The sequence below is a fragment of the Flavobacterium cupriresistens genome (assembly GCF_020911925.1).
Classification (GTDB): domain Bacteria; phylum Bacteroidota; class Bacteroidia; order Flavobacteriales; family Flavobacteriaceae; genus Flavobacterium; species Flavobacterium cupriresistens.
This window is the reverse complement of sequence record NZ_CP087134.1, coordinates 3,063,980-3,089,714: the sequence shown is the minus strand read 5'-3', so window position 1 is coordinate 3,089,714 and position 25,735 is coordinate 3,063,980. Positions and strand designations below refer to the sequence as shown.

The 25,735-nt window shown below is 32.7% G+C and carries 25 protein-coding genes; 11 read left to right on the top strand and 14 right to left on the bottom strand.

Going from position 1 to position 25,735, the window contains the following annotated elements:
* Window positions 1-24: 24 nt before the first annotated feature.
* The 3 genes from LNP23_RS13220 to LNP23_RS13210 all read right to left on the bottom strand — a co-directional run bounded on the left by LNP23_RS13220 (window position 25) and on the right by LNP23_RS13210 (window position 2,820).
* Complete coding sequence (locus LNP23_RS13220; RefSeq protein ID WP_047776162.1) at window positions 25-1,521, bottom strand: malate:quinone oxidoreductase; 1,497 nt, start codon at window positions 1,519-1,521, stop codon at window positions 25-27.
* A gap of 121 nt (window positions 1,522-1,642) precedes the next feature.
* Window positions 1,643-2,059: a Holliday junction resolvase RuvX gene (gene ruvX / locus LNP23_RS13215; protein WP_230001566.1), complete on the bottom strand. Its 417-nt coding sequence runs from the start codon at window positions 2,057-2,059 to the stop codon at window positions 1,643-1,645.
* Window positions 2,060-2,193: 134 nt separating this feature from the next.
* The gene (locus LNP23_RS13210) at window positions 2,194-2,820 is read right to left on the bottom strand and encodes a PAS domain-containing protein (protein WP_230001565.1); all 627 of its coding nucleotides are present in this window, start codon (window positions 2,818-2,820) and stop codon (window positions 2,194-2,196) included.
* 382 nt (window positions 2,821-3,202) lie between these two features.
* Between LNP23_RS13210 and LNP23_RS13205 the strand changes: the two genes are divergently transcribed.
* Together LNP23_RS13205 and LNP23_RS13200 are read left to right on the top strand one after the other, a co-directional pair.
* On the top strand, window positions 3,203-5,068 hold the full coding sequence (locus LNP23_RS13205; protein ID WP_230001564.1) for an LTA synthase family protein: 1,866 nt from the start codon (window positions 3,203-3,205) through the stop codon (window positions 5,066-5,068).
* A 137-nt stretch (window positions 5,069-5,205) separates the two neighbouring features.
* Complete coding sequence (locus tag LNP23_RS13200) at window positions 5,206-5,952, top strand: glycosyltransferase family 2 protein (protein WP_230001563.1); 747 nt, start codon at window positions 5,206-5,208, stop codon at window positions 5,950-5,952.
* On the opposite strand, the gene LNP23_RS13195 is transcribed toward LNP23_RS13200, so the two are convergent.
* The gene (locus LNP23_RS13195) at window positions 5,944-6,669 is read right to left on the bottom strand and encodes a polysaccharide deacetylase family protein (RefSeq protein WP_230001562.1); all 726 of its coding nucleotides are present in this window, start codon (window positions 6,667-6,669) and stop codon (window positions 5,944-5,946) included. The two genes, LNP23_RS13200 and LNP23_RS13195, sit on opposite strands and share 9 nt — an antisense overlap.
* Before the next feature lie 58 nt (window positions 6,670-6,727).
* Between LNP23_RS13195 and LNP23_RS13190 the strand changes: the two genes are divergently transcribed.
* Window positions 6,728-7,507, top strand: coding sequence for a glycosyltransferase family protein (locus tag LNP23_RS13190; RefSeq protein WP_230001561.1), 780 nt, complete (start codon window positions 6,728-6,730; stop codon window positions 7,505-7,507).
* Window positions 7,508-7,607: 100 nt separating this feature from the next.
* Here LNP23_RS13190 and LNP23_RS13185 read toward each other — a convergent pair whose 3' ends face one another.
* Window positions 7,608-8,513 carry a hypothetical protein gene (locus LNP23_RS13185; protein ID WP_230001560.1) on the bottom strand — a complete coding sequence of 302 codons (906 nt, stop codon included), beginning with the start codon at window positions 8,511-8,513 and terminating at the stop codon, window positions 7,608-7,610.
* A gap of 445 nt (window positions 8,514-8,958) precedes the next feature.
* Here LNP23_RS13185 and LNP23_RS13180 point away from each other — a divergent pair, with 445 nt between their 5' ends.
* From LNP23_RS13180 to LNP23_RS13165, 4 genes are all read left to right on the top strand, one after another.
* Window positions 8,959-9,774 carry a 2,3,4,5-tetrahydropyridine-2,6-dicarboxylate N-succinyltransferase gene (locus tag LNP23_RS13180; protein ID WP_047776174.1) on the top strand — a complete coding sequence of 272 codons (816 nt, stop codon included), beginning with the start codon at window positions 8,959-8,961 and terminating at the stop codon, window positions 9,772-9,774.
* Window positions 9,775-9,881: 107 nt separating this feature from the next.
* Entirely contained in the window at window positions 9,882-11,750 is a 1,869-nt protein-coding gene (locus LNP23_RS13175) for an LTA synthase family protein (protein ID WP_230001559.1), read from the top strand.
* 116 nt (window positions 11,751-11,866) lie between these two features.
* Window positions 11,867-12,934 (top strand): glycosyltransferase family 9 protein, encoded by a 1,068-nt coding sequence (locus LNP23_RS13170; RefSeq protein ID WP_230001558.1) that lies wholly within the window; start codon window positions 11,867-11,869, stop codon window positions 12,932-12,934.
* 4 nt (window positions 12,935-12,938) lie between these two features.
* Window positions 12,939-13,709: a glycosyltransferase family 2 protein gene (locus LNP23_RS13165; protein WP_230001557.1), complete on the top strand. Its 771-nt coding sequence runs from the start codon at window positions 12,939-12,941 to the stop codon at window positions 13,707-13,709.
* Here LNP23_RS13165 and LNP23_RS13160 read toward each other — a convergent pair.
* On the bottom strand, window positions 13,706-14,473 hold the full coding sequence (locus tag LNP23_RS13160; protein WP_230001556.1) for a Kdo domain containing protein: 768 nt from the start codon (window positions 14,471-14,473) through the stop codon (window positions 13,706-13,708). The genes LNP23_RS13165 and LNP23_RS13160 overlap by 4 nt on opposite strands.
* An 86-nt stretch (window positions 14,474-14,559) precedes the next feature.
* Here LNP23_RS13160 and LNP23_RS13155 point away from each other — a divergent pair, with 86 nt between their 5' ends.
* Window positions 14,560-15,636: a glycosyltransferase family 4 protein gene (locus LNP23_RS13155; RefSeq protein WP_230001555.1), complete on the top strand. Its 1,077-nt coding sequence runs from the start codon at window positions 14,560-14,562 to the stop codon at window positions 15,634-15,636.
* Window positions 15,637-15,638: 2 nt separating this feature from the next.
* Here LNP23_RS13155 and LNP23_RS13150 read toward each other — a convergent pair whose 3' ends face one another.
* A complete protein-coding gene (locus LNP23_RS13150) occupies window positions 15,639-16,502 on the bottom strand; it encodes a hypothetical protein (RefSeq protein ID WP_230001554.1) in 864 nt (287 codons plus the stop codon).
* Window positions 16,503-16,628: 126 nt separating this feature from the next.
* Between LNP23_RS13150 and LNP23_RS13145 the strand changes: the two genes are divergently transcribed.
* Window positions 16,629-17,645 (top strand): glycosyltransferase family 2 protein, encoded by a 1,017-nt coding sequence (locus LNP23_RS13145; protein WP_230001553.1) that lies wholly within the window; start codon window positions 16,629-16,631, stop codon window positions 17,643-17,645.
* 7 nt (window positions 17,646-17,652) lie between these two features.
* Here the strand turns inward: LNP23_RS13145 and LNP23_RS13140 are convergent, their stop codons facing one another.
* The 7 genes from LNP23_RS13140 to LNP23_RS13110 are packed head-to-tail and all read right to left on the bottom strand — an operon-like array spanning window position 17,653 to window position 23,430.
* Window positions 17,653-18,624, bottom strand: coding sequence for a glycosyltransferase (locus LNP23_RS13140; RefSeq protein WP_230001552.1), 972 nt, complete (start codon window positions 18,622-18,624; stop codon window positions 17,653-17,655).
* Between the two features lie 37 nt (window positions 18,625-18,661).
* On the bottom strand, window positions 18,662-19,297 hold the full coding sequence (locus LNP23_RS13135) for an acetyltransferase (RefSeq protein ID WP_230001550.1): 636 nt from the start codon (window positions 19,295-19,297) through the stop codon (window positions 18,662-18,664).
* On the bottom strand, window positions 19,297-20,307 hold the full coding sequence (locus LNP23_RS13130) for a ketoacyl-ACP synthase III (protein WP_230001548.1): 1,011 nt from the start codon (window positions 20,305-20,307) through the stop codon (window positions 19,297-19,299). The genes LNP23_RS13135 and LNP23_RS13130 overlap by 1 nt, the downstream gene beginning before the upstream one ends.
* Before the next feature lie 6 nt (window positions 20,308-20,313).
* A complete protein-coding gene (locus LNP23_RS13125; protein WP_230001546.1) occupies window positions 20,314-21,057 on the bottom strand; it encodes an SDR family NAD(P)-dependent oxidoreductase in 744 nt (247 codons plus the stop codon).
* The gene (locus LNP23_RS13120; RefSeq protein ID WP_230001544.1) at window positions 21,057-22,142 is read right to left on the bottom strand and encodes an aromatic ring-hydroxylating oxygenase subunit alpha; all 1,086 of its coding nucleotides are present in this window, start codon (window positions 22,140-22,142) and stop codon (window positions 21,057-21,059) included. Before LNP23_RS13120 ends, LNP23_RS13125 begins: the two co-directional genes overlap by 1 nt.
* On the bottom strand, window positions 22,139-23,194 hold the full coding sequence (locus LNP23_RS13115; protein ID WP_230001543.1) for a 3-oxoacyl-ACP synthase III family protein: 1,056 nt from the start codon (window positions 23,192-23,194) through the stop codon (window positions 22,139-22,141). Before LNP23_RS13115 ends, LNP23_RS13120 begins: the two co-directional genes overlap by 4 nt.
* A gap of 5 nt (window positions 23,195-23,199) precedes the next feature.
* Window positions 23,200-23,430, bottom strand: a complete 231-nt coding sequence (locus tag LNP23_RS13110; protein WP_230001541.1) for a phosphopantetheine-binding protein — start codon at window positions 23,428-23,430, stop codon at window positions 23,200-23,202.
* A 257-nt stretch (window positions 23,431-23,687) separates the two neighbouring features.
* Here LNP23_RS13110 and LNP23_RS13105 point away from each other — a divergent pair, with 257 nt between their 5' ends.
* Window positions 23,688-24,764 (top strand): DegT/DnrJ/EryC1/StrS family aminotransferase, encoded by a 1,077-nt coding sequence (locus LNP23_RS13105; RefSeq protein WP_230001539.1) that lies wholly within the window; start codon window positions 23,688-23,690, stop codon window positions 24,762-24,764.
* 54 nt (window positions 24,765-24,818) lie between these two features.
* Complete coding sequence (locus LNP23_RS13100; RefSeq protein WP_047776201.1) at window positions 24,819-25,391, top strand: L-threonylcarbamoyladenylate synthase; 573 nt, start codon at window positions 24,819-24,821, stop codon at window positions 25,389-25,391.
* Window positions 25,392-25,735: the final 344 nt, after the last annotated feature.

Here is a 25,735-nt window from a genome sequence, read left to right as displayed (position 1 = left end):
GTTTATAATAGTAAGTAGTTGATTCTAGTTTTTCAATTTTAAAACTTCAGAAGTATATTTTCTCATTTCTTCTAAAAGCTCCGGTGTCTCATTCAGGTTTTTACCGTAAGAAGGAATCATGATTTTCATTTTCTCTTCCCATTCAGGTGATTTACTTTGATCTGCAAAACATCTGCTAATTAAGTCCACCATGATAGAAACAGCTGTAGAAGCTCCCGGAGAAGCGCCTAATAAAACCGCTAAAGTTCCGTCGTGTGTATTAATTACTTCTGTTCCAAATTCTAAAACTCCACCACCGTTTTCGTCTTTTTTAATCACCTGAACACGTTGTCCGGCTCTTTCTAATGTCCAGTCCTTAGAACGTGCTGTTGGTAAATATTCGCGAAGTGCTTTCATTCGGTCTTTTGGAGACTGACGCACTTGTTCGATCAAATATTTGGTTAATGGAATATTATGAAATCCCGCTGATAACATCGGGATTACGTTGTTTGCTTTTATAGACAAAGGCAAGTCCAGATACGATCCGTTTTTTAAGAATCGCGTAGAGAATCCGGCGAAGGGCCCAAAAAGAAGCGCTTTTTCACCATCAATGACACGGGTATCAATATGTGGAACGGACATTGGAGGTGCTCCAACACTTGCTTTTCCGTACACTTTTGCCTGATGTTTTGCAATCACTTCAGGATTGGTACATTTTAACCATTGCCCGCTTACCGGGAAACCGCCGTACCCATTTCCTTCCGGAACATTGGCTTTTTCTAATAAAGGTAATGAACCTCCACCAGCTCCGATAAAAACAAACTTGGTATAAGATTTTCTTTTTTGTCCTGTAGCTAAATCGGTAATTTTAATTCTCCAGGATTTATCTTCACGTTGTCTCATTTTTTGAACCTCGTGATTGAAATGCAGCGACACACCATCCAGTTTTTCCAGATAATTAAACATGCTTCTGGTCAATGCACCGAAGTTTACATCGGTACCAATCGGCATAAAGGTGGCTGCTAATTTTTCATTATTTTCTCTGCCTTCCATTACAAGAGGCATCCATTGTTTCAATTGTTCAAATTCGGTACTAAAAGTCATTTGAGCAAAAATTGGATTGCTTTGTAAAGCTTCAAAACGTGTTTTAAGATATTCAACGTTTTTATCTCCCCATACAAAACTCATATGCGGAACGCTTTTTATAAAATTGTCAGGAGAGGGAACTTTATTTTGTTGCACTAAGTAGGCCCAAAACTGGCGGGAAACCTCGAAAGATTCCGCTATACTTATTGCTTTTTTAGGATCAATACTTCCGTCTGCCTTTTCCGGAGTGTAGTTTAATTCACAAAAGGCCGAGTGACCGGTTCCTGCATTATTCCAAGCATCAGAGCTTTCGGCTGCAGCAACATCTAATCTTTCGTATATTTCAATTTTAATATCCGGTTGTAACTCTTTCAAAATTACTCCAAGAGTGGCACTCATAATTCCAGCTCCAATGAGAACTACTTCACTATTTGAACGTATTGTTTCGTCAGGCATAACAAATTTATTTTAAAACGCAAAGGTACTTTTTATAATTGCAAAAAAAAACTAATTTCATAGGATAAAAGTTAGGAAATTTAAAACTCTAAAATCCTTGAAGATTCCAAAAAAGAAAATGCTAAAATCGTTTTGAAGAAAGATAATCCTGAAGCATTATGGTAGCCGAAATTTCATCAATCAACCCTTTATTCTGGCGTTGCTTTTTGCTTAATCCGCTATCTATCATCGTCTGGAATGCCATTTTTGAAGTAAAACGCTCGTCTACACGCACTACTTTCATATCCGGAAAGATATTTGAAAAATGCGTTACAAATCCTTTAATTATCGAAGCACTTTCAGACGGAAGCCCGTTCATTTGTTTAGGCTCCCCGATCAAGACCGCTTCTACTTTTTCTTTAGCGAAATAATCTTTCAGAAAATCTATTAAAGTATTCGTCGGAATCGTTGTCAAACCCGAGGCGATAATCTGCATTTCGTCTGTAACGGCAATTCCGGTGCGTTTTTGTCCGTAATCTATAGAGAGGATTCTTGGCATTTTAGTAATTTTTATCAAAGATAGAAAGGAAAATTTACAAACCTGAAAAAAGAATTATTTCATTTTACAAAAAAAGAGTCCGCCTTGATTACTCAAAGCGAACTCATCCAACATTAAAACCTAAAAAAATGGGGTTATCTACCAAATAAACGACTAAAAAAACCTCTTTCGTCCTCTTCCTCCTCTTCCTTTTGCTCCTGGTGGAAAGACTTAGATTGTGCTCTTTCGTGGTCTAAAATCAGTTCCTTGATATATTCTACATAAGATCTCTTTTTCTCTTCTAAAAATCCGATCAGGTATTTTTCGCTGAACTCCACTCCGCTCGCGTTTTCTATTTGCAGTAATTTTTTGTACAAGGGTTCAATATGCAGGGCAATGACTTCTTGAGGAATGGCTTGTCTTCTTCCAAAATAATTTACAATAACGCCATTTTCATCTTTCGCAATTTCAAAATCAGTAATAACCCAGTAATATCTTCCTGACTTGGCCAGATTTTTTACAACGGCATGAAAGTTTTTACCTACTTTAAGATTTTCCCACAAAACTTTAAAAATTACTTTGGGCATATCGGGATGCCTGACGATATTATGTGGCTGCCCCATAAGCTCGTAATCTTCATATCCGCAAACGTCTATAAAAGTTTCATTTGCATATTCGATGATACCAAATGCATTGGTTTTACTCATAATCACCTGAGTTTTGTCCCACGAGACTTCTTTATCTATTATGGTTCGGTTTTGGAGCTGATTTTCGCTATTCATATCTTAGTAGATTAATTTGTTTTGGATTGGTACTGACAATTCTTACTTTATATTGTCCGAATTAGGGTACAAAACTAACAAGAAGTAAAAACACAAAATCTGACTTTTATCATATTATAACAGTAAAAAAACGTTTACAGACCATTGTTTTAATTTTTAGATATAAGAAAGTTGTACTAAAAAACCAGGAAAAGCATCATTTTATACTTTGATTTACAAATCATTTTTTTGTTTTCGTAAATTCTCTACAGACTTAAAAGCCTTCCCAAATAATCTGTTTTACGAATATAAACTAAACATCAAAGCATATCAATTTTTAAGAGGATTACCACTTTGTCAGGTTAATTTTGAAGCTGCTTCTAATACAAAAACCTACAAATAAATGAGCCGTTACAAACAAAGCATTTCTTTGCTTTTAAAAAGAGTTCTTATCGTTTTATTACTCTATCAATTCACCAGAGTTCTTTTTTACTTATTTAATATTGAATTGTTTACCGAATTTACTTTTCAAACTTTTTTGGGAGGACTGTCTTTTGATATGTCGGCTATCGTATACATAAACAGTATTTTTATAGTTGGTCATTTACTTCCCGGTAACTTAAAATATAATACGGCTTATCAGCATATTTTAAAGGTCTCGTTTTATCTTGTAAACCTTCTTTTTATCGCTACCAATTTTATTGATATTATCTATTACAGATTTACAGGAAAAAGAAGCACTCTTGCCATGATCACTGCAAAAGGAATGGAAAATGAAACATTAGGACTAATCCCTTCTTTTTTAAAACAGTTTTGGTACGTTACGCTCTTTTTTCTTATTATTAGTATTTTATTCTGGTTCTTACTATCGAATTTTAAAAACAATACAAATCCAGAACATTCAACAAAGAAAGACCGTTTTAAAGAATATGCCTGTTTTATTATTTCACTACTTGTAATTGTAATTATAGGACGCGGAGGATTCCAAAAAAAACCAATTAAGGTCGTAGATGCAATTAGATACAGCACACTTAACAATACAGGCTTAGTCTTAAATACCCCTTTCTCCATTCTTACAACTCTCTTTAAAAAAGAGGATATTGACAAAGTTAATTACTTCAGTGAAAAAGAATTAATTTCAATTTACAACCCGATAATTTCACTAAAGCCTAACCAACCTACTATAAAGAAAAATGTAGTAATTTTAATTTTGGAAAGTTTTGGGAATGAAAATATCGGACGAGGACAAACTCCTTTTTTAGACTCACTCATCACAAAATCTTATTATTTCAAAAATGGTTTTGCAAACGGGAGAGTTTCTATAGATGCGGTTCCCTCCATAATTTCGAGTTTACCAAGTCTAATGAATAATGCATTCATATTATCCAGTTATTCATTAAATAAAACAAATAGTCTTCCGCAAATTCTTAAAAAAGAAGGATACAATACCTCTTTTTTTCATGGTGCTTTTAATGGTAGTCAAAACTTTAATCAGTATGCACTAATATCCGGTTTTGATCAATATTATGGAAAAGACCAATATACAGGACATGATGCCTTTGATGGAAAGTGGGGGATTTTTGACGAAGAATTTTTACAATTTTACGCTCATAAATTGAACACTTTTAAAAAGCCATTTTTTAGTTCTTTATTTACAATTTCTTCTCATTTCCCGTATACAATTCCAAAAAAATATCAAGGAAAATTTCCAAAAGGAACTACTGAAATACAAGAAAGTATAGCTTATACTGATTACTCTTTACGAAAATTTTTCAACACTGTTAAAAAAGAAAAATGGTATAAAAACACCTTGTTTGTTCTTTCATCGGATCATACTTCCGGCGGAGATAAAAAGACAGACAAAACAAATATTGGAATATACCGAATTCCAATACTATTTTTTGATCCTTCCAACCCCGAATTAGTTGGCGTTACTAAAAAGAACTTTCAACAAATTGATATCATGCCTAGTATCCTCGATTACTTAAATATAAAAACTGATCTAATTAGTTTTGGAAAAAGCTACAGATCTAAAGACGACTTTGTAATCAATTATCTTCAAGGAACTTATCATTATATACAAGGCGATTATTATATAAATTTCGCTAATAATCAAATAATTGGCTTATACAACTGGAAAAAAGATGTTTTATTAAAAACAAATTTGATGCAATCAGACAAGACCAGAACCAAAAAAGCTACAAAATTTCTGAAAGCATATATTCAATCTTTTAACGAAAGGGTCATTGACAATAAATTGACTCTTTAAATCAATCAAATTTCACTTCTTTCATTGAAATTTAGTACTACATATTCAAAAAAAAACTTCAAATAATTGTGATAGAGCGTTTCTTCCTGAAAAACACAATATTACACATTACTTATTAGAATAATTAAATTATGCAATTGAGAAACACAAAAAAACTATCCGTTATCATTCTTACTCACAATGAAGAGTTTTACATTAGTGAAGCAATAAAATCGGTTTCCTTTGCAGATGAAATCATTGTTTTAGATTCATACAGTAATGACAGAACTCCAGAAATTGCTTCGGGCTTAGGAAGCAATTTAATTTTCAGAGAATTCGATAATTATTGTAATCAAAGAAATTATGCCATACCCTATGCCACGGGAGATTGGATTCTATTTTTAGACGCTGATGAGAGAGTATCTGAAAAACTTAAAAGAGAAATATTAAAAAGCATCGAGTCAAATAAATTTAGTACTTATAAAATCTGGTTTCCTCATTTTTTCATGAATCGATTTTTATTTCATTATACAGATAAAACTGTTCGTTTGATGAAAAATGACGATCTACTATTTAAAAATGAAGTACACGAAAGATTAGTTCTTAAGTCAAAACCTGGTGTATTACGAAATCATATGATACACTATACCTACAGAGGGCTTTTACATTTTATAAGTAAAAAAGATAAATATGCTTGGTTTCAAGCAAAAATGTGCATTTCTAAAGCACAAAAAGTAACTTTGTTTTTGTTGATTTTCAAGCCCTTTTATCGTTTTTTCCACACCTATATTATCAAAAGAGTATATCTTGATGGCGTTCCGGGTCTTGCTGCTGCAGCAATAGATGCATACGGGGTTTTCTCCAGATATGCTAAAATGATGCTCATTGAAAAAGACTCAAAATAGTCTTAATTTACCCCATCTTATTTTTAATCTAAAGATCATTAAACTATCGTGCCCTTCAATACTAATTCGTTTTATCTCATATTGATCCTTAAAAGGAAAATAGTTGGGGCGATTACCAATTTTTAAACCAAATTTCATTTTATTTTCAACGATTACGCTCTTAAATTCTGCTTTTTCCTTGTTTTCCCTCGGATAATTACCGTAAGGATACGCTAAGACCGGGAAAACTTTCAAATTGTTCTTTGTCATCACTTCTTCACATTTTAAAAAATCATTTTCTATTTCCAAAGCAGATAATGAACTGTATTTTTTATGTCCAAACGAATGATAACCTAATTCTATTTTATCACTATTAAGACATTTCAATTGATCCATAGTCATTATTTTCTCTCCAGGGAACTTTGAGTTTTCATTCCATAAGTCTATTTTACCAATATAAGAAAAAGGAATAAAGAAACTGGCCTTTAAATTGAACTTCTCCAATAACGGAACTGCATAAATCAGTTGATTCTCTGTAACGTCGTCAAAAGTAAGAACAATACTTTTCCGGGGAATAACCTGCATCTTTTCCAATTCACCAAAATGAAATGTTCTGTAGTTATTGTCTTTTAAAAATCGAAGTTGCTCTTCTAAATTTCGTGCTGAAATAGTCAGTTTATTGCTTTCATTTTCACACTGACAGATGTTATGATACATTAAAATGGGAAGTTTAGACATTTTTAATTTTATTTTTAAAAATTATTAAAAAATACGTATTTTCATACAAAAATATTCTATGTTATCCAGTATACCAACTCCCAAAATCAGTGTTATTGCCTTTTGCACTAACGAAGTAAACGATATTAAAAAACTTATAGACAACGTTTCATTTGCTCATGAAATCATTCTAATAAACACTAATAAACGTAACAATGCTATCCTACCACTTGTCGAAAAATGTGGGGCAACTCTTGTACAACAAACTATCACAAATAAAACCCAACAACAAAATCTATTAATTAACCAAGTACAAAACGACTGGATACTGCTATTAGATCTAAAAGAATATATTTCTACTGAACTTAAAAATGAAATTTTACTCAAAATTTCTAATCCGCAAGCAAATAGAATTTACTACATCAAACAGACGTTTCATTTTTTTAAAAAGAAAATAAATTATGGCGAATTTATATACCGAAAAAGGGTCTTCCTTTTTAGAAAAAAAGTAGAAATCTCTTTATCTAATAACAGGAATAAACCTTCTATAATTGCTTTCTTTAGAAAATCTGAAATATTAAAAAACAGAATCGATTCATACACTTATAAAGATTTCGACGAATACAACTTGCGATTAAGTTTAAAAAGCAAAGAGGAAGCAATACTTTTACATATGAAAAACATCAAACCCAATATGTATCATTTTCTTTTAAAGCCTTTTTTTAATTTTATGAATCAATATTTCGCAAAACTTGGTTTTTTAGATGGAAAGGAAGGTTATATTCTTGCTTACATAAACTCGTTTGCCATTCTAAAACGTTATTTATTCCTTTGGTTATTACGCAATAAACTGGAATAATTTTATCTGTAATCAGAAAATTTACTAGTTCTTTTTTTTTAGAATCCTTATAAGATCTCCAATAACAGAGTGTATTTTTCTTTTTCGATTTATTCCCTCATTAGTCAGAAACACTCTTATTGTCGATGCCAAAAAAGTACTTTTTACTTAAAAATTTAATTCTCTGTTCAAAATTTTTAAACCAAAGCAATGAAGCAGACCTGTTAAGTCTATTTTCTTCTCGAATAATGTCTTTTATTTCGCTTATTGTTTTTGTAGGAAAAAAAGCTAATTTCTTGCATCTTTTAGGTTTTGAATAATGAAAGTCTCTGTATTCCTTATAATTATTTTCATTAACCTTCAGCCATTTTACCAGGAACCCATTGTCAACTTCTGCATTATGTCCCCAATTTTTAAGTTTAAAACGTAAATCTTCTTCTGTTCTGGATAAAGACTCATGCAAGACTATATTGTTAGTATAAATTTGACGCCCGTAGGTTCTGCGTCCAAACATATACTCGGGGTAATTTGTAGCAAAAATTGCTTTCTGAGGTTTATCTACATATAGAATTCCATTATCTGTGTATTTATAAAGCATGATCAAAAAAGCACAAATCTGAACCGGTTTTTTCTCCGGATTTTCAAGATAAGAATCGTATTCTCTTAAATCGTAAACAAACTGTTTGAAATTAACAAAATACTCGTCACTATCAATTTGAATTAACCAGTTTCCTATACCCATCTTCTCCGAAAGCATTTTTCTTTCCCTAATTTCGCACTCCATCGTTGTTAAGGTCGGAACGTAAAAATCCTCTTCATAAATGACAATCTTATTTTCGATATCAAAATTATCAATCCATTGAAAAAATGATTCTTCTATAAAAAAAGAATCTCCCTTCCATGTAAGTCTTTTTTTATCAATTGCAAAAAAGATAGTATCCGCATCCTGATAGATAATTGGTATTGATTTTTTTAATAATTCGTAATCATATGAAACTAAATAACCTATTTGTATTTTCCCTTTCATTCTTTCCATATTAAATCTGTTGCAAGATACAAATTGACGCTCAAAAGTTTAACAAGAAAAAGACACGATTATAAATCGTTACCTGCCATTGATTTGCTCAAAACCAAATTTGCGTCAAGAATTACGGTACAAATCCAACTAAATAATAAAGCTTCTTTAAGTCAGCACTTATTTTTTCAAGTTCAATTAAAAAAGTACACCTAAATTTAAAAAATTAGCATCGAGACAGATTCCGTTATTATTCTTAAATTAATTTAGAAATAAATTGCAAAGGTTATTCTGTTATAACAACGAAAAAAAATAGTCTTCTTTCATTTACTATAATTTTTAGTACGCAATTTTGTTTATCAAATTAAACACAAAATGTTATATTTATAACACTTTCAACTGCTTTTACCTTTTTGCTTTTGGCCAAATACGCTATCTTTGCCAAAAATTAAAACTTATGAATTCTTTACAAACGATAATCGAACAAGCTTGGGAAAACAGAGCTTTACTACAAGAAACTACTACAACTGATGCCATTAGAGAGGTTATAGAATTATTAGATACAGGAAAATTACGTGTTGCTGAGCCGGTTGGTGAAGGATGGCAGGTAAACGAATGGGTAAAAAAAGCAGTAGTAATGTATTTCCCAATTCAAAAAATGGAAACATTAGAAGCGGGTATCTTCGAATACCACGACAAAATGTTACTAAAAAGAGGTTATGCTGAAAAAGGAATTCGTGTAGTACCAAATGCAGTTGCACGTTACGGAGCTTACATCTCAAGCGGTGTTATTTTAATGCCAAGTTATGTAAATATCGGAGCTTATGTTGACGAAGGAACTATGGTTGATACCTGGGCGACTGTTGGTAGTTGTGCACAAATCGGTAAAAATGTTCACTTGAGTGGTGGTGTTGGTATTGGTGGTGTTTTAGAGCCTTTACAAGCTGCTCCGGTAATTATTGAAGATGGTGCTTTTATCGGTTCTCGTTGTATTGTAGTAGAAGGTGTACATGTTGGTAAAGAAGCCGTTCTTGGTGCTAATGTTTGTCTTACTGCATCAACAAAAATTATAGATGTTACGGGTGACGAACCAGTTGAAAGAAAAGGTTATGTTCCGGCTCGTTCCGTTGTAATTCCGGGAAGTTATACTAAAAAGTTCGCTGCTGGAGAATTTCAGGTTCCTTGTGCCCTAATCATTGGTACACGCAAACCTTCTACAGATTTGAAAACTTCATTAAACAATGCACTTCGCGAATACGATGTAGCTGTTTAAATTAATGTTAACAAAATATTAATTTTTTTAGGTTTTTTTTAAAATTGGGTTTATACTTTTGCGCAAAAATTAAAATCCCATTTTTAAAAAAAACCTAAAATTTTTAAATGAACAATATTAATCAAAACGTAATTTTATTTTTAAAAAGATTTACTTTAATATTACTGACCTACCAACTTAGCAGATTTCTATTTTTCATTATGAATATAGAACTGTTTGAACAATTTACTTTTAAAATTTTTATCGGAGGACTGCTTTTTGACTTAGCTGTTATAGCCTACATAAACTGTATTTTCCTTATTCTACATATAATTCCGGGTAATTTTAAATACAGGCCGTTATACCAAACAACATTAAAAATTACTTTTTTCGCAGTTAATCTTCTGCTTATTTCTACCAACTTTATTGATATTATCTATTACCGCTTTACGGGTAGAAGGAGTACTTTTGGACTGATTACTGCTACAGGTATGGAAAATGATATTATCCGATTAATTCCTTCCTATTTAAAAGAATATTGGTATGTTGGTGTTTCTTTTTTATTGACCAGCATTGTACTTTGGATGTTGATGCCAAATCCAAAAGACAAAATTGTTATCAACAATTTAACCAAAAAGAACTATTTAAAAAAATGCTCTTACGGAATTGCATTGCTGCTTGTCATTTTAATTATTGGCCGTGGTGGGTTTCGAAAAAAACCACTCCGAATTGTAGATGCTATTGAATATGGTGAAGTCAACAATGCAGGATTAGTGTTAAATACTCCTTTTTCTATTTTAAAAACTTTATTCAAAAAAGAGGGCAATACTTTTACACACTACTACGACAGTAAGGAATTGTCTAAGACTTACAATCCAATCATTTCCATAAAATCAAATCAGGCACCGCTACGAAAGAATGTTGTCATTATAATTTTAGAAAGTTTTGGAAATGAAAATGTCGGAAGAGGTCAAACGCCATTTTTAGACTCCCTTATTACAAAATCATACTATTTCAAAAATGGATTTGCAAACGGAAAAGTATCAATTGACGCTGTTCCTTCGATCATATCAAGCATCCCGAGTTTAATGAACGATTCTTATATATCGTCCAGTTATGCTTTAAACAAAGTACATAGTCTACCCCTGATATTTAAGGAACAAGGATACACTACTTCTTTTTTTCATGGTGCTTTTAATGGCAGCCAAAACTTTGACAAATACGCAAAAGCAGCAGGTTTTGATGAATATTACGGAAAAGATCAATACCAAGGAAAGGATGCTTTTGATGGAAAATGGGGCATATTTGACGAAGAATTCCTGCAATTTTACGCTACGAAACTAGGCACATTTAAAAAGCCGTTTTTCAGCTCCATATTTACTATTTCTTCGCATATCCCTTACATTATACCGGAAAGATATCAGAATAAATTCCCTAAAGGAACAACTGACATACACGAAAGTATAGCGTACGCGGATCATTCTCTTCGTAAATTTTTTGATACTGCAAAAAAACAGAAATGGTACAAAAATACATTGTTTGTTATCTCATCAGATCACACTTCATCTGGTGGAGATCGGGAAACAGATCAAACTAACATTGGCAAATTCAGAATTCCAATCTTATTTTTTGATCCTTCAAATCCGGCATTAACAGGTGTCAGCGAGAAAAATTTCCAACAAATTGATATTATGCCTAGTATTTTGGATTATCTGCATATCAAAACCGATATGGTGAGTTTTGGAAAAAGCTACAAATCAAAAGAAAATTTTGTTGTGTACTATCTTCAGGGAACTTATCATTATATTCAGGACGATTACTATGTTTCATTTTCAGACAACAAGGTAATTGGATTGTATAATTGGAAAAAGGATGTTTTATTGAACAATAATTTAATGAAAATTGATAAAGTCCGAGCCCAAAAAGCAGAAAAATTCTTAAAAACCTATATTCAATCCTTTAACGAAAGAGTAACAAATAATCAATTGGTAATTTAAAAAGAAAATTACTTTTCGAAAGACAAATAAAATTCCAAATTCCAATCAATAAAATAATTGGAATTTGGAATTTTTTGCTTCAATTTGTATTCTCAAAAAAAATTCTATTTTTCTATATGAAGATACTTGTAATTCAGCAAAAAATGATTGGTGATGTTTTGGTTAGCAGTATCATTTGCAACAATCTGCGTATTGCTTATCCTGACGCCCAGATTGATTATTTGGTTTACAGCTCAACAACTCCTGTTCTCGAAGGCAATTCAAGTATTGATAATATTATCCTGTTTGAAGAAAAACATCGAAAAAGCAAAAAAGAATTACTTCAACTTGGTTTACAGATCAGAAATGAAAAATATGATGTATTAATTGACGCCTACTCCAAATTAGAAAGCTGGGTGTTGGTTCTCTTAAGCAATGCCAAACGAAAAATCTCGTACAAAAAACCGGGTAGAAACTTTCTTTACACAGACAATATTCCGTTTGAATCTTATCCGAAAACCAATCTGGGTCTGGCGATTGAAAGACGTCTTTCTTTACTGGAACCTCTGGATTTACAAATAAAGACAGATCCTATTCCGAAATTATTTGTTTCGGACAAGGAAAACCAAGATGCCATTGCGCTTTTTGAGAAACATAAAGTTCAAAAAGACCGAAAAACAATTATGATCAGTCTTTTAGGAAGTGAAAAACTAAAAACATACCCTTTAGCCTTCATGGCCGAAGTTGTCGATTATATTGCGGATCAGGAGGATGTAAATATTCTTTTTAATTATTTTCCAAAGCAACTTGAAAGCGCCAAAACCGTATTTAATGCCTGCAAACCCTCCACTCAGGAGAAAATTTATTTTGATTTACTAGGCGATGATTTAAGATCCTTTATTGCCATTATGAATCAATGTGATTTAATTATCGGAAACGACGGGGGTGCAATCAATATGGCAAAAGCCTTAGAAAAACCCTCTTTTATTATTTTCTCTCCTTGGATTGAGAAAAAAATATGGGCCACTTTTGAAGATGGAATCCATCATCTCTCAGTGCATCTTAAAGATTTCCGACCGGACTTGTTTGTGGACAAAACGGAAAAAATGCTCAAAAAAGAAGCCTTATTTTTATATGAGGAGTTCAGACCTGATTTTTTTAGCGATACAATCAAATTGTTTCTAAATCAAAACATAAGCAAGTAACAAAATGATATTGCCTGAAAAACAACTTTTATCGGCCTTGCTTATCACTTATAATGAGGAGTCAAATATAAAAGAAGCGCTTCTCAATCTGTCTTTTGCAGATGAAATAATCGTTGTTGATTCTTTTAGCACGGATCAAACAGTAGCAATTGCCTCAAGCTTTAAAAATGTAAAAGTTTTTCAACATGTGTTTGACAACTTTGCTTTGCAACGAAATTATGCACTAAGCCTTGCTTCCAATCAATGGATTCTTTTTATTGATGCAGATGAAAGAATAACTCCGAAATTGCAGCAGGAAATCAACGCTATAATTAATGAAGCCGACAGTTATCCTGCTTATTTTATGTATCGCAATTTCATTTTCGAAAACAAAAAATTACGTTTTAGTGGCTGGCAAACAGATAAAATCATTCGTCTTTTCAAAAAAGAAAACGCCATTTATAACATCGAAAAGATTGTTCACGAGAAATTAATTGTAAACGGAAAAACCGGCAAATTAAAACACAAACTGATTCATCATTCGTATTCCAATTATGAGGATTACAAGCAAAAAATGATTTTTTACGGGAAGTTAAAGGCGCAGGAAGAACTGCTAAAGAAAACCAATCCAAACTTTTTTCATTTTTATATCCGTCCGCTTTACCAGTTCCTGAATCAATACTTGCTTCGCTTTGGTTTTTTAGACGGTAAAAAAGGAATTATAATTTGTTATCTTAATGCCATGAGTGTGGCCATACGTTTTCAGGAACTTAAAAAAATCCGAATGACGTCTTAAGACTTCCAGAATTTAAGTTTCTTTTTAAGTCTTTTCTTTTTTGCAAACTCTTCCTGAAACTGCGTTGTATCTTGCCACATCTGCTCAAAAATCTCCAGTTCAGATTTAGCGGTATAGAACTTCGAATATTCATTACTCATCACCGCAATCATTTCTTTCTTTGGAGTTAAACGTCTGAAATTATTCATGCGTTGTTCAAAACTCATATTTTCATGAAAATTCATTCGATTTAAGTCGACCAGAAAAAAATCATATTGATTAGCTTCCTTTTTCTTGATTAAAGTGTTTCCGGGTGAATGATCTAAGAACTCTACTCCTTTTTCATGCAACTCAAAAGTAAATTTAGTGAACTGTCTTAGAATGTTCTCATAATCCGGATAATTCGCGATTTCTACCAGTTCTCTATAAGTCAATTCCGTTACCAAATGCTGGCTTACATAATAGCTGTCCCTTAATCCAACCCAGCTAAAATTTTCAAGAAATGCAAGGGGCGTAGGAGTTCCAATCCCTTTTTCTAATAAGATAGTAGCAAATTCAAAAGAGCGTTTGGCTTTGGATTTCCTAAAGTATTTATAGGCGATTTTATTAACAATATTGGGGATTTTAAATGACTTGATATTAATGGTCTCCTCATTTAAACTAAAAAGCTTTATTTTATTTCGATCTCCATTACCAAAAAGAGTTCCTGAAGTATTAAATGTTTCAATATTTTTAAGTATTGACTCGGTACTATTTTTAAAAATCGGATTTATCTTGAAATTCATTCAGTTGTGTTTTACGAACAAACAAAAATACGCATAGAATTTTAGACTTCAAATTATTATTGTATTTTCGTAAAAAAAAGAATTAAATGTCCAGCAAAAAAAGTGTTTTCTTAGAGACCCATAATATCAACAACAGGGCTACTGGCTTAGGCACTTTTAATTATGAACTAATTAAAGGTCTGCAACATCTTAATTTTGAGGATTTAGAACTGCATCTCAACGCAGGACAACCTAAATTACTAAAAGACGAATTTGGCGATTCATTCAAATACCATAAATACAGGTCGTTTCACAGGTATAAAACCTTCAGACCGCTACATAAATTTGATTTATGGCATTCTGTAAATCAAAACTCTAAATTAGAACCCAGATCGTATTCTAAATATCTTTTAACGATTCATGATGTCAATTTTCACGAAGAAGTTTCTTCTGACATGAATCATAAAAGAAACCGACTTTTTACGGAGAAACTAAATAAAGCGACCGCTATTACTTATATTTCTGAATTTGCAAAAAAGCAAACTCATGATTATTTTGATGTCCCAAATGTTCCGGAACATATTATATACAACGGAAATCCAATTTCTACCTTATTAGATACTTCGGGTTTTGTAAGTACCGTTCCTGTAAACAAACCTTTCTTTTATACTATCGGAGATTTTATCGAAAGAAAAAACTACACCTCTATTATCAACATGATGAGGTTAATGAAAGATTTCAATTTGATTATTTCCGGAAATAATGACAGGAAATACGGGCAGGTAATTAAGGATCTTATACAAGAAAACGGGCTTCAGAACCAGGTTTTTTTAACAGGTAAGATCAGTAATGAGGGAAAACAATTTTACATGAAAAACTGTACCGCTTTTCTTTTCCCGTCTATACGAGAAGGATTTGGTTTACCTCCTATTGAAGCAATGAGTTTTGGCAAACCGGTCTTTTTATCTGATAAAACTTCTTTACCTGAAATTGGTGGCGAAATGGCTAATTATTGGTCCGATTTTGATCCCGAATACATGAAAGAGGTATTACTAAACGGACTGGATCATTTTGAAAATAACAAAAACCTAATCGAAACAGAGATGAAAAAAAGAGCAGCAAGTTTCGATTGGAAAGTTGCTGCTGCTGATTATTTGAAAATTTATAAGGATATTCTAAAATAGAATTACTTAAATAAATGTTTGAACCATTGTCCGAAGTTTTTCTTTGAGATGTACGAAAATGTTGGAAGTACATCTAGGAAATCTAAATTTTGCTCAATTTCTTTAAATGTGGTTCCTTTTACGAAAGCCAGTTTTTTCCATTTTTCAGGCTCCATATAGAAGAAATTGCGCATCTCTTTATAATTACTCTCATTTACAGCTTCCCATTTTTTGAGAAACTCGTTTTTATTGATATCGGTATCGTGTCCCCAGTTATTGAACTTCATTTGCAGTTCTTCTTTTGTTCTGGAAAGGCATTCATGAAGCACGGCACCTTTGTAATAAATAATTCTTTTACGGGTTTGACGTCCGACTCTATAACTTGGATAATTGGTGGCGACCATAATTTTTGTTGGTTTCTCAACATACAGCACCCCATTCTCAACCCATTTATACATATTAATTAAAAAAGGAGAAATCTGAACCTGCTGTTTTTTAGGGTTATCCAAATAATGGTTTTTAGACCTCAGAAAAGAGACAAACTCTTTAAAATCCAAAAAATATTCATCGGCATCCAATTGGATCAGCCAATTTCCAATTCCCATTTTTTCTGCAAGAATTTTACGCTCGCGAACTTCGCATTCCATACTTGTTAATTCCGGACGATAGAAATTATCTTCCACAATTTGAATTTTTGAATCAACATCAACTGATTTAATCCACTGAAAAAAACTGTCTTCAACCGTAAAAGACTCCCCTTTCCAAGTCTTTCTATCCTTATCAATTGCTAAAAAAATTGAATCGGACTCCTTATACACCTGAGGTATAGCATTTTTAAGCAATTCGTAATCATATGAGACCAAAAAACCAACTTGTATTCTTTTCATTATAAAATTTTGTTAAAAAACAAAGATAGAAACATTCGCAAATTATCACACAAAATTACTTTTGAATTATATAAAATAGACTAAGTTAATATTATATATTTGTCATTTTAATAATAAACTAAGTTTATGGTAACTCCCGAAATTTCTGTTATAATGCCCGTTTACAATGCAGGTAATTTTTTAGCTGAAAGTATCGAAAGCATTCTAAAGCAGACTTTCACGAATTTTGAACTAATTATTCTTAACGACAAATCTACCGACAATAGCCTGGAAGTAATCTCTAATTATCAACGAAACGATTCGAGAATTATTATAATCAACAAAGACATTAACGTTGGTCCGGCAAATCTTAGAAATGAAGGTCTGAAAATCGCTAAAGGAGATTTCATCGCTTTGATGGATGCAGATGATATCGCATTGCCTACACGTTTTGAGAAACAAATTGCAGTTTTAAAAAACAATCCTGAAATTGGAGTATGCGGAACCTGGTTTACTTTTTTTGGATCTAAAAAGAACAAACTCATAAAACACAGCGAGAAACCTGATGCTATAAAAATTTCATTTCTACACAGCTGCGTTATAGGAAATCCAACTGTGATGCTTCGAAAAACAGCCTTAAACAACGCTCAATTCGAAAACGAATATGTACCTGTGGAAGATTATGATTTATGGAGCAGATTATCAGCTAAAACGGCCTTTTACAACATCCCCGAATCCTTACTAGACTACAGACAGCACGATAACAACATCAGTAAAACCAAAATTGACAATGTAAACCGATCGGTAAGAAAGGTTAAAATCAATCAACTGAGCCAATTTGGAATTGAAAGCTCAGACCCAAAAATTGATTCTTACTTAAATGCAGTATCGTTAAAAAAAGGGTTGTCTTCGGAAGAAATACTTCAGGTTATTTCAGCAGCAAAACATTTGATTGAACAAAACAACAAACTTAACAATTACAATTCCGAATTACTTGAAAGCCACATTACCAAAACCTTATTGCGTACAATAAGAAATGCCGGTAATTATAACTTGGCTTTCTACAATCAGTTAAAAGAAACCGACAAAAAGTTGTTTGGAAAAATAAATGGTCTTGATAAAGTCCTTCTATTTTTCAAATCTTTAATTGGCTGGAAAAAGTAGTTTTTTTTTACTTCAACATCTTACTTTTTAAAGAACGCATAAAAAATTTGATTCTGGTTCCTATAGAGGCCTGATCTAAAAATTCTTTAATTGCCTCTTTTTGCTTTGTATTATCAAGCGTTTTATCATGAACCGATTTTAAGGCTTCGTATGCTGAAGCTTTTAATAACGTTTTCATAACACGCTTAACATTTGCTGTTTGCGACTGAGGGATGATGTGTTCGTAAATTTCTTTAACATTCAAATACGAAGAATAACGTTGAGTGAATGGCTTCTGCAAGGAGTAGATTCCTCCACAATGCCACCTGTAAACGGCGCTTTGGAAATTCATGTAAGCCCCTTTTCCGTTACACAATACCAGCGCATAAAGTGTGTTGTCTTTACCGTAAGCAAATTTTTTATAATCAAGAGGATCAACTGCCGTTTTTCTGAATACAGCTGTTAAGGTATAGGTACAATACGGAACAAATAAATTATCAAAGTCAATCGTATAAATGTCCGGTAGCGAATCTTTAAAATCATTTGGAACCATTTCACTTTCTTTTTTCATTAAAAAGTCAGTCCATGTTATGGCATAGTCCGCATTGTTTTCTAAAAAATCAACTTGTTTTTGTAATTTTAAGGGATCGATCCAATAATCATCTCCTTCGCATAGGGCTATATAAGTTCCTTTTGCTTTCGGAAAAGTAACATCACTCCAGAAATTAATCTTTTGTGAATATTGGTTCACTGTTTGAAAAACAGGCTTTATAATTAAGGGGTATTGATCTGCAAATTCTTTTACGATTGCTGCCGTTTTATCTGTAGATGCATCATCATGTACGATTATTTCAAAAGGAAAATTCGTTTCCTGACTTAAAAAACCCAGCAAAGTTTCACGAATAAAATTTTCATGATTATACGTATCGCATAAAATACTTACCAACGGTTGTTCCGGATTTCCTTCCCAATTTAAAACAATACTTTTTTGATCTCTCATTCAATACCTCTTTCAATATTATACAGTTTCTTTTGATCTAGAAATTCAAGACTTTCGCCGGAACACCAAAAACTGTAGTACCTTCTTTTACATTTTTAATCACTAAACTTGAAGCTCCTACTGTTGCTCCTTTACGAACGGTTATATTTGGCAAAACTGATGCTCTGGTATTCAAGCACACTTCTTCCTCTAAAACCGTAAAACCTCCAGTAAAGCTATACGCATTCAGATGTGACCATTTACCTATTTTAGTATCATGGCCTAACCCTACAAAACCTTGTATCGTAACAAAATCATCAATAACACAATCATTACTGATATTGGAATACATAAAAACAATCACCCCATTACCAATAACAGCATTTGTATTTAAAGTAGATGAAGGATGAATCAGGTTAATAAATTTACCTCCTTTAGCCAGAATAAGTTCAACATAGTGTTTTTTCCATTTGACACTCCCAAGAGCGCATACAAAAACATCATTATCCTGTATTTTGTACTCTTCAACACCTGAAATAATTTCCGGGTAATTCTCAAAATCATTTAATGCATCTGATTTATCATCCAAAAATCCTTTTATAGTATATTCTGTATTATATCCTGAACATTGTTTTGCCAGATCGTGTACCTCACGCCCGTAGCCTCTTGCTCCTATTATAATTAAGTTTTTCATTATTCTACAATTAAATTACAAGCTGCCCAGGAGTAACCAACACCAAATCCTGCTAAAACTATATTTTTACTGCTATCAACCCTGCCTTGTTTTTGAGCTTCATATAAGGCTATTGGAATTGTTGATGAAACTGTATTACCACAATTTTCCATCGCGATAAAAAAGTTTTCTTCCGCAATCTTTATTTTTTTCCTTAAATGATTCAGCATGTATTTATTTGCCTGATGAAAAATAAATAAATCGATGTCTTCTTTAACCAGATTCGATTTCTCTAAAATTGCCTGGGTAAGTTTTGGAACAAACTCTCCTGTAAAATTAAAGATTTCGGTTCCATTCATGAACAGGTTTTTATCATTTCGAACATTTCCAAACTCATCTGCAACATCTTCACTTTGGTTTGAAACCGGGAAACGCATTCCACCTTGTTTTACAATTAGATTTTCAGCTCCTTTTCCATCTGTTCCAAAAATAAAATTTTCAATAGAACAAAATCCTTTTTCACTGGTTACTAATGTCGCTGCTGCTGCATCACCAAAAATTGTTTTATTGCTTTTGTCTTTTGGATGGATAAATTTTGAATAGGTTTCTGAGGTAATCAGTAAAACATTTTTTGCCATTTGTCCCGCAATTAATCCTTTTGCTAAACTCAGACCGTATACAAAACCGGAGCATCCTAAATTAAAATCTAAGGCTCCAATAGTGGTTTCAAGTCCTAATTTCTGCTGAATTATACAAGCTGTTGTTGGCAAAAAGTAATCCGGACTTTGGGTACAGAACAATAAAAAATCAATTTCTGATTTATCAATATGGTGTTCAGCAAATAATTTTTCGGCTGCTTTAACGGCCATATCTGATGAAAACTCTTCCGGAGCACTAATGTGTCGGGCATTAATTCCCGTTTTAGAACTGATTTTTTCAATACCCCATTCCGGAAACTCCTGATGGATCAAATCATTCGATAAAACTCCTTCAGGTAAATAATACGAAATGGCTTTTATATTCGCTTTCATTGTCAATTATATCGTTGAGGTTCTCCCGCCGTCTAAAACTATATTTTGTCCCGTAATCCAGCTGCTAGCCTCAGACAATAAAAACACAATTGGATTTGCCACCTGAACAGGGTCACCATATCCTAAAGGGTATTTTTTTTCGTCCTGCTGAATTACTTCTAAAGATAAATCTTCAATAGACTTTGAGGTTATTTCTGTTTTTACCATTCCCGGCGAAACACAATTTACTCTTGTTTTACTGTTTGCAAACTCGCTTGCCCATACTTTCGAAATCGCAATTAATGCGCCTTTACTTGCCGCATAGATTCCGTTTCCTTTCATTCCGAATAAACCTGCGATTGACGAAACTAAAACAATAGAACTTCCTTTATTTATCTTTTTCTTTTTGAAAATTAAATTAACCAGATAGGCTATTGAGTCAAAATTTATTGCCCTCATTTCATTCATTAACTCTTCCGAATAAAATTTAACCGGTGCTAATGAAACAATTCCTGCAGAATGTACAATACCGTCGATATTTTCTATAGTATCTACAATACTTTTAATATCTTCCATTTTAGATAAATCAGCAGCTATAAAACTATTTTCGCCTGTACAGTCTTCAATTAGTTTTTCGAGAAAATCCTGGCGTCTGGCGACCGCAATAAATGTCCCTCCCTGTCTTACTATTGCCAAACAAGTTTCGTAACCAATGCCCGAAGATGCTCCGGTTACTAGTATTTTTTTTCCTGATAAATCAAATGGATTCATTATATATCTTTTAATTCTTTCTTATTAAAATATTCATAGAATTTTAAAATTCTAAACTCTTCATCACCAAATATTGGAGAACTGTCTTTAAAATTAACCAAGTTGGTCTGAATATTTTCGACTATTTTTTTGTCTTCATTCAAAACAAGATCCAACGAATCATTTGAACTGTTATTAATAAAATCAATAATATTCTGTTGTGACTCATTTAGTTCTTTTTCAAATTTAGGAGCAAAATATCGTACTCTTAAATTTGTTTTTGAAGGGGATTCCGGAAACATAAATCCAAAATAAAACCCTTTTCCTTCTACAGAACTAATAAATGCGTTCGGGTAAATATAAAAATGTAAATAGCCCTGTATTTTTAAAGTTCGGTCTGCTAATGCTTTTTCAATAATTTTACTTGGCTTGGCACTTTCTCCTTTCGGAAACTCGCACCAGCTGTGTGCATCAAAAAAATCGAATTTTTCGGGAGCAACTGATCCAAATCCCATTTTTGCAAATGAATTTTCATGAACCGAAGTACAATGATAACATTCTAAAACATTCTCGACCAAAAGCTTCCAATTGACTTTATGTTCAATTGTATAATCAATCGTTTTGTCACCAAAATGCTTGCTTATTTCCTCTAGCGGACTAAATATGTTTCCTAAATAATCACTTAATTTTTTATCTGTCTGCTCGTTTAGCTTTATAAAAACGAAATCGCCGCAAAAATCAACTTCATATTCTTTTAATCTTAATTCACTTATATGGTCTTTCTCAAATGAATTACGACACATTAACCCTACTACATTTCCTTTTTTACCGTAAGTCCAGTTATGATACAAACAAGAAGAAACCCGGTTTCCAAAAGGTTCCTCATGTATCGTATTAAACCTGTGCAGACAAACATTCTGAAAAGATTTAATAGTGCCATTATAGTTTTGGACAAAAATTTTATTTCCAAAATAGTCTAAAGCGACAAAATCGTTGTTGTTTAGTAACTCATTCTTGTGGGCAACTAATATCCAGGATTCATTAAAAAACAAAGATTTTTCTTTTAGATAAATAGCTTCATCTATGTAATTTAAGTTTTTTATCATATTTCAATTAAATCTGAAATTACAGTATTTTCCAGTCTTACTTTTACTGTTCCCCAAGATAAACCAACTCCAAATCCACAAAGGATTAAATCCTGTGAAGCATTTGTCAGATTGTCTTTTAATTCGGTCACAATAGTTAATGGAATTGTTGTAGAAGAAGTATTACCGAATTCTTTTAAGGAATACGGAACTTTCTCAAGGGGTAATTTTAATTTTTTAACAATCATTTTATTCATCATTAAATTGGCCTGATGAAATACAAAATGATTGATTGCCTCTTTATCGATATCAAACTTTTCAATAAGTTTATTTACTGTTTTCGGGGCTTGTGAAATTCCAAAACTAAAAACATCCATTCCGTCAAGAATCAGCTGACAAGCATTTCTTTCAATTCCCGGTGAAATCGTATGATAGGTTAGCGAATCTGAATTTATTCTGTTTCTGGATCCGCCATCGTTTATAATTATCGTTTTATATCCCGAACCATCCGTACCCAGATCAAAAAGTAAATCAGCTGCTTTTTCGTCAAATTCAAATGCAGTGGCACTACCTCCGTCTCCAAAAAGCGGAACGGTACTTTTGTCTGATTTGGAAAGCAGTTTAGTACTGGTGTCCCCGGCAAGAAGTAATCCTTTTTTCAAACCGGTTGCTTTCATCATACCTGCTATTATAGACATTCCGTACACATAGCCCGAACATCCTAAAGGAACATCAAAAGCAATACAGTTTGTCGATAAACCCAATCTGTCTTGAAGTATCGCAGCAGAAACAGGTAAAATGTAATCGGCCGTTTGTGAAACAAAAACTAAGATTTCTATTTCCTCCTTTTGCCAATTCAAATCTTTGATTAATTTTTCAGCAGCTTCAGAACATAAATCAGAAGTACAAATTTCTTTTGTTGCAACACGTCTTTCTTCTACTCCGGTTGCATCAATAAACTTCTGAATTTCTTCCTGTGTCAATATATCTAAATCTATATTGCGCTCCGTATTTTTCGGAACGCAACACGATATACCTTTAATTGCAATATTATTTACTGAAAAAGTAGCCATTTCAATTACCCTTTATTTTTGATTATTTCGAAGATATCATTTAATGAATTTGAAGATTTAATATCATCTCCCGTTAATTTTACTTCATATTCTTCATCGGCCATAGCTATAAGCGACAAAGCAGTTAACGAATCCCATTCTTCTAAATCTCTAAAAACAGTTTCTTGTTTTATTAATGTTGCATCTGTATCGTCTAAAAGATCTGCAAAATTTTGCAAAAAAGTGTTGATTTCCATAGTATTCCTAAATTTATTTTGTTTTTATTCTGTTTTTTAATTTTGTGAAATTTCAAAAAGGCAGCCATTTCATTTATCTTAGGAAAACTACTCCTAAAATATTGTTTTTCAAAGCCTCAAGTACATCTAATAAAGGTTCTCTTTTTTATAATTCCCGCTTATGCTGATAAATCAGCATTCTTTTGTTATTTTTACCCCGCAAATATAACAATAGTTTGCCCTTAAAGGTTAATTAAACTTACTAAATCCATAATAAAATGATTCCTGTTACCAAAACTTTTCTACCTCCACAAGAAGAATACAATTCTTATGTAAAGCGTGCCTGGGATAAAGTTTGGCTCACAAATCGTGGTGAACTCACATTAGAACTTGAAGATAAACTTAAAAAATATCTGGACGTTCCTCATATTACAATTACTAACAACGGTACAATACCGCTACAAATTGCCTTAAAATTATTTGGCAAAGGCGGAGAAATAATTACCACACCTTTTTCTTACGTAGCTACTTCGGCTGCTATTGTATGGGAAAATTGCACACCTGTTTTTGTTGACATCAATCCGGAATACTTAACGATAGACGAAACTAAAATTGAAGCTGCTATAACTTCAAAAACAACTGCCATACTGGCTACTCACGTTTTTGGAAATCCATGTCATATTGAGGCCATAGAAGCTATTGCAAAAAAACACAACCTGAAAGTGATTTATGATGCTGCACATTGTTTTGGAGTGACCTACAACAAACAATCAGTATTTAACTTTGGAGATGTAAGCACTTGCAGTTTTCACGCGACCAAATTATTTCATACCGGAGAAGGCGGTGCCATGTTCTGTAATGACGATGCAACACAGCAGCAATTGTTCTACAGTCATAATTTTGGACATAACGGACCATTAGCCTTTCATGGCCTTGGAATTAACGCGAAGATTTCAGAACTGCAATCAGCCATGGGATTGGCTCTTTTTCCTTATATGGAGCATATTATTGCAGAAAGAAAAAAGGTAACTGATTTTTACAATAGCCATTTGAATTTCGAAAACCTTAAAAGCATAAAAATCAGAGAAAATACCGAGTGGAATCATAGCTATTACCCTTTACTTTTCGAATCTGAAGCTGTCTTATTAAAAGTTCAGGAGGCATTAGCAGAGGAAAACATTATACCAAGACGTTATTTCTACCCTTCCTTAAATACCATTACTTATACTAATGGTGCTGAAATGCCGGTATCAGAATCTATCGCCTCCCGAGTAGTTTGCCTGCCGTTATACGTTGGTCTTTCTACAATTGATCTGGAGAAGATTGTCGCTATTATAAACAAATTAACTTCATAAAAAGCAGTATCGTTTTTTACGAAGTATTACAATTACAAAGTAAATTTTTCAATTATGAGTCAGGATATCAATCAGGAAATAATCAACGCCTACGAAGTTATTAAAGAAGGCGGAATCATCCTTTACCCTACCGATACGGTTTGGGGAATTGGTTGTGATGCCACCAATCCGGAAGCAGTTGCCAAAATATACAAACTCAAACAACGTGCAGAAACACAAAGTATGATTGTTTTGATGAATGGAGAAAAAATGATGTACAACGTTTTTAAAAACATTCCTGAAGTTGCCTGGCAGCTTTTAGACTTGTCTGAAAAACCAACTACCTTAATTTTAGATGAACCGAGAAATGTTGCCGCAAATATAATTGCAGCTGATAATTCGCTTGGAATTCGCCTCGTAAAAGAACCTTTTTGTTTTAAACTTTTAGAGCGAATGAAAAAACCATTGGTTTCTACTTCTGCTAATATTTCAGGACAACCAACACCCATCGCTTTTAAGGATATCAGTCCCGAAATTGTAAAAGGTGTTGATTATGTGGTAAAATTAAATCAGGATAAACTTGCCGGAAAACCATCAACGATTATCAAATTAACGAATGATTCTCAAGTGAAGGTTATTCGTAAATAGTTTTTGTGTGAAATGTAAAATGGTCTTGGTTAAATTGTTGATTTGAAAAATGCAATGACATGATTTAATCAAGGTTCGTAAAGTTTAATTGTAGCATTACGACTTCTTTTTAATTTTATACCTATTCCTTTTGCACGCAGATTTGGCAGATTACGCTGATTTTATTTACTTTTTATAAAAAATCTGTACAATCTGCCAAATCTGCGTGCAAAAGAAAATCTTTCCGAGCCTTTTTAATCGCAAAGTAAAAACAAGGTTTTACGCAAAGTTAGCTATACCTATACACCTAAAAACCTCAGAAACTTTGAGCCAGCAAACCTAAAAACTCAGAAACTCAGCCTCTC